This window comes from Caballeronia sp. LZ028 (assembly GCF_031451415.1).
Lineage (GTDB): Bacteria > Pseudomonadota > Gammaproteobacteria > Burkholderiales > Burkholderiaceae > Caballeronia > Caballeronia zhejiangensis.
The window spans coordinates 2,972,068-2,982,261 of record NZ_JARUXN010000001.1 but is presented as its reverse complement, the minus strand read 5'-3'; the positions used below and the strand labels follow the sequence as shown (position 1 = coordinate 2,982,261).

At 61.7% G+C, this 10,194-nt stretch carries 10 protein-coding genes; 4 read left to right on the top strand and 6 right to left on the bottom strand.

Annotated features, from left to right (window positions below; genetic code table 11):
- The first annotated feature begins 197 nt into the window (after positions 1 to 197).
- Both QCE58_RS14075 and QCE58_RS14070 read left to right on the top strand, forming a co-directional pair.
- Positions 198 to 1,832, top strand: a complete 1,635-nt coding sequence (locus QCE58_RS14075) for an NAD(P)/FAD-dependent oxidoreductase (RefSeq protein WP_250435243.1) — start codon at positions 198 to 200, stop codon at positions 1,830 to 1,832.
- A 77-nt stretch (positions 1,833 to 1,909) separates the two neighbouring features.
- Entirely contained in the window at positions 1,910 to 2,242 is a 333-nt protein-coding gene (locus QCE58_RS14070; protein WP_250481683.1) for a hypothetical protein, read from the top strand.
- A 52-nt stretch (positions 2,243 to 2,294) separates the two neighbouring features.
- Here the strand turns inward: QCE58_RS14070 and QCE58_RS14065 are convergent, their stop codons facing one another.
- The 3 genes from QCE58_RS14065 to QCE58_RS14055 all read right to left on the bottom strand — a co-directional run bounded on the left by QCE58_RS14065 (position 2,295) and on the right by QCE58_RS14055 (position 6,361).
- Positions 2,295 to 3,836: a UxaA family hydrolase gene (locus QCE58_RS14065; protein ID WP_250481682.1), complete on the bottom strand. Its 1,542-nt coding sequence runs from the start codon at positions 3,834 to 3,836 to the stop codon at positions 2,295 to 2,297.
- A 16-nt stretch (positions 3,837 to 3,852) separates the two neighbouring features.
- Positions 3,853 to 5,139, bottom strand: a complete 1,287-nt coding sequence (locus QCE58_RS14060; RefSeq protein ID WP_008344369.1) for an MFS transporter — start codon at positions 5,137 to 5,139, stop codon at positions 3,853 to 3,855.
- Between the two features lie 97 nt (positions 5,140 to 5,236).
- A complete protein-coding gene (locus QCE58_RS14055; RefSeq protein ID WP_250481681.1) occupies positions 5,237 to 6,361 on the bottom strand; it encodes a mannitol dehydrogenase family protein in 1,125 nt (374 codons plus the stop codon).
- A 224-nt stretch (positions 6,362 to 6,585) separates the two neighbouring features.
- On the opposite strand from QCE58_RS14055, the gene QCE58_RS14050 reads away from it, so the two are divergent.
- On the top strand, positions 6,586 to 7,284 hold the full coding sequence (locus tag QCE58_RS14050; protein ID WP_175983099.1) for a FadR/GntR family transcriptional regulator: 699 nt from the start codon (positions 6,586 to 6,588) through the stop codon (positions 7,282 to 7,284).
- A 48-nt stretch (positions 7,285 to 7,332) separates the two neighbouring features.
- On the opposite strand, the gene QCE58_RS14045 is transcribed toward QCE58_RS14050, so the two are convergent.
- Positions 7,333 to 7,653: a hypothetical protein gene (locus QCE58_RS14045; RefSeq protein ID WP_008344375.1), complete on the bottom strand. Its 321-nt coding sequence runs from the start codon at positions 7,651 to 7,653 to the stop codon at positions 7,333 to 7,335.
- A 376-nt stretch (positions 7,654 to 8,029) separates the two neighbouring features.
- On the opposite strand from QCE58_RS14045, the gene QCE58_RS14040 reads away from it, so the two are divergent.
- The gene (locus QCE58_RS14040; RefSeq protein WP_250481680.1) at positions 8,030 to 8,905 is read left to right on the top strand and encodes an SAM-dependent methyltransferase; all 876 of its coding nucleotides are present in this window, start codon (positions 8,030 to 8,032) and stop codon (positions 8,903 to 8,905) included.
- Here QCE58_RS14040 and QCE58_RS14035 read toward each other — a convergent pair whose 3' ends face one another.
- Both QCE58_RS14035 and QCE58_RS14030 read right to left on the bottom strand, forming a co-directional pair.
- Positions 8,906 to 9,463: a DUF1415 domain-containing protein gene (locus tag QCE58_RS14035; protein WP_250480701.1), complete on the bottom strand. Its 558-nt coding sequence runs from the start codon at positions 9,461 to 9,463 to the stop codon at positions 8,906 to 8,908.
- Entirely contained in the window at positions 9,460 to 10,107 is a 648-nt protein-coding gene (locus QCE58_RS14030; RefSeq protein WP_250481679.1) for a TetR/AcrR family transcriptional regulator, read from the bottom strand. The genes QCE58_RS14035 and QCE58_RS14030 overlap by 4 nt, the downstream gene beginning before the upstream one ends.
- Positions 10,108 to 10,194: the final 87 nt, after the last annotated feature.

Below are 10,194 nucleotides of genomic sequence, written 5' to 3'. Positions count from 1 at the left end.
CGCCGATGATAGTGCGGATACCCGTGTGAAAGTAGGTAATCGTCAGGCTCCTCATGCTTCAAACAAAAACCCCACCCCAAAAGGTGGGGTTTTTGCGTTTGAAGCACGGTATCTGCAAATCCGCGAAGTGCGCGTTGCGCAAGCGCTAGAATCTCTCTACAGCTTTTCAAAAAGTACGGCAGCGCCGTCGACTTCCCATGCTACGTCTAAGCGAACTCAAGCTCTCGCTCGATCATCCCGAATCGGCTATCGAAACTGCGGTTCTCGCGCGTCTCGCGGAAATCGGCGTTGGCGCGAACGAACTCGTGAGCTTTCACGTATTTCGCCGCGCACACGATGCCCGCAAGCGCGCCGATATCAAGCTCACCTACATCATCGATGTCGAGTTGCGAGACGAAGCGTCGGTGTTGAAGCGACTGGAAGCGCATCCGCATCCGCACTGCGGCGTGACGCCCGACATGGCGTATCGTTTCGTCGCAAAAGCGCCGGCGCAATCGACGATGCTGCGTCCCGTCGTCATCGGCATGGGACCGTGCGGGCTTTTCGCCGGATTGATCCTCGCGCAGATGGGTTTTCGGCCGATCATTCTCGAACGCGGCAAAGCGGTGCGCGAGCGGACGAAAGACACGTGGGGCCTCTGGCGTCGCAACGAGCTCAATCCGGAATCGAACGTGCAGTTCGGCGAAGGCGGCGCAGGCACATTCTCGGACGGCAAGCTCTACAGCCAGATCAAGGATCCCAAACATTACGGCCGCAAGGTGCTCGACGAGTTCGTCAAAGCTGGCGCGCCGGAAGACATTCTGTATTTGAGCCGGCCGCACATCGGTACCTTCCGGCTCGTGAGCATGGTCGAGAAGATGCGCGCGCAAATCCATCAGCTTGGCGGGGAAGTGCGATTTCAGCACCGGGTTGAAGACATCGACATCGATAACGGCAAGGTGCGCGGGCTCAAACTTTCGACGGGCGAAACGCTGCGCTGCGATCACGTCGTGCTCGCCGTCGGTCACAGCGCACGCGATACGTTCGAGATGCTGCACGAACGCGGCGTCTACATGGAGGCCAAGCCGTTCTCGCTCGGCTTCCGGATCGAGCATCCGCAAGGCGTGATCGACAGAAGCCGCTTCGGCAAATTCGCCGGCCACGAAAAGCTCGGCGCCGCCGACTACAAAGTGGTCCATCACTGCAGCAATGGACGCGCGGTCTATAGCTTTTGCATGTGCCCGGGCGGCACGGTCGTCGCGGCGACGTCCGAGCCGGGCCGCGTCGTGACGAACGGCATGAGCCAGTATTCGCGCGCCGAGCGTAACGCGAACGCGGGCATCGTCGTCGGCATTACGCCGGATGACTACCCGGGCGGCCCGCTGGCCGGCATCGCGTTTCAGCGCAAGTGGGAAGAGCGCGCGTTCGAACTCGGCGGCGGCGACTACTCCGCGCCGGGGCAACTCGTCGGCGATTTCATCGCGGGGCGCGCATCCACTTCGCTCGGTTCCGTGGCGCCGTCCTACAAGCCGGGCGTAAAGCCGACCGATCTGAGCACCGCGCTGCCCGATTACGTGATCGAAGCGATTCGCGAAGCGTTGCCCGAGCTCGACAAGAAGATCAAGGGATTCGCGATGCACGACGCAGTGTTGACCGGTGTCGAGACGCGCACGTCGTCGCCGATCCGCGTGCGTCGCAAGGACGACTATCAGAGCGTCAATGTGGAGGGGCTTTATCCGGCGGGAGAGGGCGCGGGCTACGCTGGGGGCATCTATTCGGCTGCGATCGACGGCATCGAAGTGGCGGAAGCCGTCGCGTTGCAGATGATGGCCCAACACGCCGAGACGGTCTGATCGTCCGCGCTCCCAACGAGGTCGCGAACATGCCATCCGATGCGCTTCTCATCACCAATCGAGCGGTTGCTGTCGTCTTGCCGAAGCAGCCGTTCGTCGATTGGATCAATCGCGCCGATCCGGCACCAGATCCGCAGCGTCCCGTTCTTTTCGACGAGGCGCGCGACGACCCAGACACGTTCCTGATTCCATGCGGAGGCGACGATGTTATCGAGTCCGCCGAAAAATGGATCAACCGAAACTGGCAGACGATCTTCGACCAGATGCTCGACGACCGGTACACGGACGACGCATTGTGGCCGCAGAAGCGATCGCTCAAACTCTTTCGCGAATGGCGCGAAGTGCGGCTTCACGGCACGGTGTTCGACTGCTCGGACGAGCCAATCCAAATCGACCTCGGACCGGCCTGATCGAAGAAAAACGCGCCGGAACACGGCGCGTTTTTTCACCAAAATAGAAGCCTCAAGTCACCACACCCACCTGCCAAGGCACGAACTCACTCTGCCCATACCCGTGGAGTTCGCTCTTCGACGCCACGCCTGACGCACAGTCGAGCATCATCTGGAAGATTTCGTCGCCGAGTTGTTCGATGGTCGCGGAGCCGTCGATCACGCCGCCGCAATTGATATCCATGTCCTCTTCCTGGCGTTCCCACAGCGCGGTGTTCGTCGCCAGTTTGAGCGACGGCGACGGCGCGCATCCATAAGCCGAACCGCGTCCCGTCGTGAAGCAGATCAGATTTGCGCCCGATGCAACCTGGCCCGTCGCCGACATCGGATCGTAGCCGGGCGAATCCATGAACACGAAGCCTTTCGCGTCGATGCGCTGAGCGTACTCGTACACTTCGACGAGATTCGTTGTCCCGCCTTTCGCGACCGCGCCGAGCGATTTTTCGAGGATCGTCGTCAATCCGCCGACCTTGTTGCCTGCCGACGGATTGTTGTCCATCGCCGCGCCATTGCGCGCGCAGTATTCTTCCCACCACTTGATACGCGTGAGCAGTTTCTCTCCGACCTCGCGGCTCACCGCGCGGCGCGTCAGCAGATGCTCCGCGCCATACACTTCCGGCGTTTCGGAAAGAATCGCCGTGCCGCCATGCGCGACGAGCTTGTCGACCGCCGCGCCCAATGCGGGATTCGCCGAAATGCCCGAATAGCCATCCGACCCGCCGCACTGCAAACCGACGATCAGGTGCGACGCCGGCAGCGGCTCGCGCTGCACGCGATTGGCATCGGCGAGCATTTCCTTCACCAGCGCGATGCCGCGTTCGATCGTCTTGCGCGTGCCGCCGCTATCCTGAATCGTGAAGCTCTTCAGATGCGAACCGTCCTTCAGCCCGCTCGATTCGAGCACACCTGAAATCTGATTGGTCTCGCATCCCAGACCCACGAACAGCACCGAATGAAAATTCGGATGCACCGCGTAACCCGCAAGCGTGCGCCGCAAGATGCCGAGCCCTTCGCCCTGCATGTCGATGCCGCATCCGAGACCGTGCGTCAGCGCGATCACGCCGTCGACGTTCGGGTAATCCGCGAGCGCTTCCGGATGCACGTCGCGCCGGAAATGATCGGCGATCGCGCGGGCGACCGTCGCGGAGCAGTTCACGCTCGTCAGCACGCCGACGAAATTGCGCGTGGCGACGCGGCCGTCCTCGCGGCGGATGCCCATGAAAGTCGCGGTCTTGTCGACGAACGGCGTCGGATGCAGATCGACGCCGAACTCGTGCTCGCGCGCGAAATCGGCCATCGACAGATTGTGCGTGTGGACGTGCTGCCCGCGCGCGATCGCTTCCTTCGCCACGCCGATGATCTGGTTGTAGCGCTTCACGGGCGCGCCCGCCGCGATATCGCGCGTCGCTATCTTGTGGCCCGGCGGAATCAGCCCGGCGACGACGAGATCCTCCGACGCGATCCGCGCGCCGGAGAGCAACTGACGCGTCGCGATCACGACGTCGTCGTTGGGATGCAGCCGGATGACCGCATGGTCGGTGGATGTGGTGGACATGGTTTTGTTCTCAGACTCAGACCGTGGAAGGTGCGCGACCGTCGTCGCGCCGGGCTTGCTCTTCTTCGGCGCGATTGAGCGGTTCGATCTTGCCGACAATGAAAAGATAGCTGAACGCGCCGAGGAAGCAGAAGCCGCCCGCGACGCACAGCGGAATCACGAACGAGCCCTTGGTGATCGCGAGCATCACGCCGGTGAACGTGGTGATGACGATGCCTGCCAGATTCGACGCGAAATTCTGGATGCCGCCGATCGACGCGACGTGATCCGGCGTCGGCGCGACGTCGCTCGGGAGCGACCAGATCGATGCAGCGGCGAACGCGAGACTCGCGTAAGCGATGCCGAAGAACGCGAGCATCAGATAAATGTTTTCGACGAACGCGCACAGCGTGATGACGGACGACATCAGCATGCCGCCGACCATGCAGGTCTTGCGTGCGGCGGTCAGGCTCCAGCCGCGCTTGAAGAGCGAATCGGAGATGAAGCCGCCGAGCCAGCCGCCGGGAATCGACATCAGCGCGGGAATCGTGCCGAGCGTGCCGAGCGATTTCAGCGAGAAGCCGTGCGCCTGCACGAGATAGCTCGGGAACCAGGTGATGAAGAAGTAGATCACGAAGTTCAGGCAGAAGAAGCCGAGCATCATGCCCCACAGCGTGCGGTACTTGAACAGCGACGCCCACGACACCTTGTTCTTCGGCGCAACCGGCACCGGCGCGACATCGGTTTCGCCGGTGAGATCGCCCTTCGACTTGTTACGGTAGATCAGGAACCAGCCGAGAATCCACACGAAGCCGATCACGCCGGTAATGACGAACGACGCTTCCCAGCCGAACGAGCTGATGATGAACGCGACGACCGGAATGGACAGTGCCGAACCCACGCGCGAGCCCGAATCGAAGATGCTGGTCGCGAATGCGCGCTGCGATTTTGTGAACCATTGCGACACGAGCTTCGCGCACGACGGATACGCGCCCGCTTCGCCGACGCCCAGCATCAGGCGGCAGCCGAACATGCCGACGACGCTCGTCGCAACCGCGGTCAACGCCGTGAACACCGACCACCAGCCCACCGCGAGCGGCAATGCGATGCGTGCGCCGACGCGATCGACGAACCAGCCGAACGGCATCTGCATGAGCGCGTAGCTCCAGAAGAAGCCGCTCAGGATGAAGCCCATTTCGGCCGGGCCGATATTGAGCGCTTTTTCGATTTGCGGCGCGGCGACCGCAAGGTTTGCACGATCGATGTAATTGATCGCGATTGCCAGAAAGGCCAGAAATATCACTACCCAACGCATTTTGCGCATCGTTTGTCTCCTCAATGGGGCGGCACTTCAATGTGTTCCAGCTCGATCCGCGATGCCGGCGCGGTGAGCCGTGATTGAAAATCGGTCGGGCCGGTCGTCAGGCGGTTTCGAGTGCGTCGCGAAGACGCGTTTGTTCGATGTCGAGCTTCAGTTCGCGCGCCAGATCGATGACGGGCTGAAAGCGTCGAACTTTCTTCTCGTCGTGATTGCGCGCGATGTCAGCGAGCCGATGGACGAGAAACGGGTTCTCGAAGCGGTCGCGCACGCTCGCGAGGTAGTCGGCCGCAACGTCGCCCTTGCCGAGCGCCGCGAATACGGGAAGCACTTCGTCGCGCCACGTCGCTTCGAGCGGCTCGCGATAGGCCGGATCGCGCATCGCGTCGAGTACGGTCATGTCCGGCGAGCCGTCGCGCGTGCGCCAGATCTGCGCGAGCATCGTGTGACCGAGATTCAGCATCAGAAGCTTGAGGCGTTCGTAGTGCGCGAGATCGTCGGTGACGACGATGTCCTCGTGCTCGCACGGCAATACCATGCCGTCCTGACGCTCGATCGCCCACAGCGCGTACGGCTCCGCGATCGCGCCGACAGGTTGTATCGGCTCCGACACGATGCGGTCCACGAGCGAATTCACCCACACGCAGTCGTTCGTCAGATAAGCGATGAACGCGTCGTCGACGTTCCAGCCGCGCGCCACGCCGATCACCAGATCGCGCAGCGTATCGCCGTTGCGCGAAACGAGTTCGCAGGGCAGAAGCGTGATCGGCGCGCCGCCGGCGCGATGCCGCGCGTGCAGCAGCACCGCGAGCTTCGCCGCGAAGCCGCGCGGCGTGCGCTGGCCGTCGAGCAGATCGGCGGTGTCTTCATCGAAAAGCGCGTACCCTGCGTCGGCGGTGTTCGAGACGATCACTTTCACGTCGCGCTTCACGCGCTCGATCAGCAAGGGCCAGTCTTCGTTCGCGTGCAGCGCTTCGGTGATGGCATCGCATTCGACCGTCATATCGATGGTTTCATCGCGCTGACGGCCACGGATGCGCACCGGATAACGCCCGGCCGAGCGCAAGGCATCGACACGCGCGCGGCTGTCGGCGCTCGACGTCGTCTGGACGACGGTAATCTTGCCGAGCGCTTTCGCCGGATCGCGGCGCGCTGCAACGGTCACGAAAAAATCGACGTGTGCCTGCAAAAAGCGGCTGGTGCCGAATTGGAGAATCGGATTGCTCATCGTCGCGCGCGCTAGGGAGGAATTTCGTCTGGGAACGGTTCCAGATCGCCGTAAAAAAATTGGCCCACCTGGCCTTACCGGATTGCATACTAGTGTCTTGAAATAGAATTGGTCAAGCCACTTGTAAGCAGTCTGCGGACGGCAAACGCCCGCCCCACGGCGCGTCAACCCTTCCACTGATTACAATCCACGTTTTCCCCGAGACGAAAAGCAGGAGCCAGCTCGTGAGCGTCAAACCAGCCGAAACGCGTCGCCTCTATCTACAGATCGCCGACAAGCTGCGCGGGCTGATCGAACAGCAGGATTTCGCGCCGAACGGCCGCTTGCCGTCCGAGCGCGAACTGGCGCAGACGCTCGGCGTGTCACGGCCATCGGTGCGCGAGGCGCTTGTCGCGCTGGAACTGGAAGGGCGCGTCGAAATTCGCATGGGCTCGGGCGTGTACATCGTCGCGGCGCCGTCGGCGAAGCCGGCGACGAGCGAAGCGGAACTGGGCGAAAGCCCGATCGAGATCATGAACGCGCGCGGCGTAATCGAGGGCGCGATCGCGGCGAGCGTCGCGCCGTTCGCGAAACCGAAAGAGATCAAGGCGTTGCGCGCCGTGTACGAGACGATGGCGCGCGAAGTCGCGAACGGCCAAGTGCCGATGGCGGCCGATCGCGCGTTTCACATCGCGATCGCGCAGATGACCGGCAACGACGTGCTCGTGCGAACGGTCGGCAGTCTGTATGACGAGCGGCATAGTCCGCTGTCATCGACACTACGTGGGCACTTCGAAGGAGAGGAAACGTGGGCGGCCGCGCTTGGCGAGCATCGCGAGATTCTGGAAGCACTGGAAGCGCGCGACGCCATACAGGCGCAAGCCGCGATGCAGCGGCACATGCGTCAGTCCGCGGCGCGCCTCATGACCAAACGCAAAAGCTGACGCCGGCGCGCGCTCGGAACGCGCACCGGTTTCAGACGCGCGATCGCGTCAGCCCGGATAGGCTTCATCGACCTTCAGACCCGCCAGCTTGAAGATCACGCGCAACGTTTGCGGCGCAATCTCGCGGCGTGACGCGAGCGTCGTCAGGACGAAATCCATCACCTTGGCGTACTTCAGCATGGTCAGGCACGTTTCGATATCGGTGGAGCCGTCGCGCATCGATTCGGCGAGGCGCAACATCTCCACGGAAATCTCTCGTGCCATTTCGAGTTCGAGTTGCTGCTTTTCGCTCCACGCGGGCATCGCGGTCAGTGCCGCGAGCATCTCCTGAAATTGTTTCTCTGCTTTCTTGTCCGGGATCGCATCCATCGCCGTCCTCTCATGTTCATGGCGCCGGCGAGTCGCATTCGCCGCGCTGTGCGTTAGGTGTTACGTAACAAGGTGGGCGCGGGTGACGACGTTCGACGTGTCGAGGCACGGCTTGTTACTGGCTTGTTGCTCCTGCTTGCTGCATCGGTACGCAGCCGCGAGGCCACGCTGTGTCGTCTTTTCCAATGGCCTCATTGTCCGACGATGCACAATCCGTTCCATGCGTTTGCTGCCACGCATTGGCCGATCAGCCGTGGCTGGAACAAGAGCGTCTTCGCGCTTTTGGGTAAACTTCCCCTTTTGAGACGGCAGAACCAGCGGTTAGCGCACATTCGGCGCGAACTGCTCCGCTTTTTTTATTCAACACACCTTCAAGATGACCAGGAAGTCCTCCGCGTCGGCTCCGGGCACACCCGACCCATCCACCAAACACGAGATTCGTCCAGGCCAGTCGATCGAACTGCTGAAGGAACTCCATATCCTCACGCGCGACGGCAAGATGAATCAGGACAGCCGCCGCAAACTGAAGCAGGTCTATCACCTCTATCAGTTCATCGAACCGCTTCTCGCCGAAGTTCACGAGCGCCAAGGGGCCGTATCACTTGTCGATCACGGTGCAGGAAAATCCTATCTTGGGTTTATTCTCTACGATCTCTTCTTCAAGACTCTGCGCGATCGGTCACACATCTTTGGAATCGAGACGCGCGAAGAGCTGGTAAAAAAATCGGAAGAATTGGCTGGCCGACTCGGGTTTACGGGGATGTCATTTTTGAATCTGTCGGTGGCCGAATCAATTGATTCAAATCGTCTACCTGATTCGATCGATATCGTCACCGCGCTCCACGCGTGCAACACCGCCACCGACGACGCCATCCAGTTCGCTCTGCAAAAGAAAGCGAAATACATCGTCGTGGTGCCGTGCTGTCAGGCGGAAGTGGCTTCGGTGCTGCGCAAGAACAAGGGCCACTCGCTTTCGAAGAACGTGCTGACGGAAATGTGGCGGCATCCGCTGCACACGCGCGAATTCGGGAGCCAGATCACGAACGTGCTGCGCTGCCTGCAGCTCGAATCGCACGGTTATCAGGTGAGCGTAACGGAACTCGTCGGCTGGGAACATTCGATGAAGAACGAGCTCATCGTTGCGCAATTCAAGGACTTGCCGCGCGGCCGGCCTGCGCAAAGGCTGTCTGACGTGCTGGAAACGCTCGGGCTGGACGAGTTGCGCGAGCGCTTTTTCGCGCCCGCGCACTGATCAGGACTTCTCTTTCATCCACGCTGCGAAGCCGTCGTGCCCGAGACGGCGCAGCGTTTCGATATTGCGTTCGTAGATGTCGGCTGCATCGGGAAATGCAGCCACCGCGCGATCGATGCTCGCTTCGCGGATCAGATGGAACGTCGGGTACGGCGCGCGATTCGTGTAGTTGTCGATATCGTCGGGCCCGGTGCCTTCGAACCGATAGTCCGGATGAAAACTCGCGATCTGCAATTCGCCCGCGAGTCCCAATTGATCGACGAGGCGCTCGGCGAAGAAGAGCGCGTCGTTATAGTCGGCGAAATCGGCGAACGCGTGCGGCGTGATGAAAAGCGTCGTGTCGATTACTTCCGCGTCGGTGTCGCGCAAGAGGCGAAGTTCATCGGTCAGTTCCACGACGAGGTCGTCCACGCCGCGCGCCTCGCTCACCACATAGCGAATCTGCTCTTTGACATGCACGCTCTTCGCGAACGGGCACAGGTTGAGTCCGATCACCGCGCGGGTGAGCCAGTGTCGGGTCGCCGCGATCACTTCGTCGCGGTTGCTGCTGTCATTCATGAATCTTCCTGTTTGCGATGCGCGGCGCAGGCCGCCGCGATCAGCGTGCGCGCGATGCGCGGCGCGGCGAGCAGCGGGCCCGAACCGGGGCCGTAGGTCTGGCTCGTCGCGTAGATGCCGTCGACGAGCAACGCGAGCGATTCCGCCAGCTCGACGGGATTATCCGCTCCGGCGGCCGCCGAAATTTCGACGAGACGGGTCATCAGGTAACTTTTGTTGCGTTCGACCGATTGGCGCGCGGGATGCGCCGGATCGCCGAATTCGCACGCGATGTTCACGAACGGGCAGCCGCGGTAATCGGGCGACGACGCGCGCTTCACCAGATCTTCGAGCGCCTGGACGAGCTGTTTCGCCGGCTCGCCGGGATGTTTCGCGACGCTCGCCTCGAAGCGCCGCCGGAATCTTTCATCCATGCGCTCCAGATACGCGACGACGAGTTCGTCTTTCGACGCGAATTGCCGATACAGGCTCATTTTATTGACGCCCGCACGCGCGACGACGGCATCGACGCCGATCGCGCGGATGCCGTCGCGATAGAAAAGCTCCTGCGCCGCGTCGAGCAATTGCTCCTGCGCGGTCGCCGCGTCCGTGCGCGCGTTGCGACGGGCGGCGGTTTTCGGCTGATCGGACGTTACTCGGGTCAAGATCGGATCCTCGATGATTTCTGCTGCATGCTTGACATGTTACCGATCGGTAACTAAGCTCGCAACTCTGATGTGACAGAACGGTAA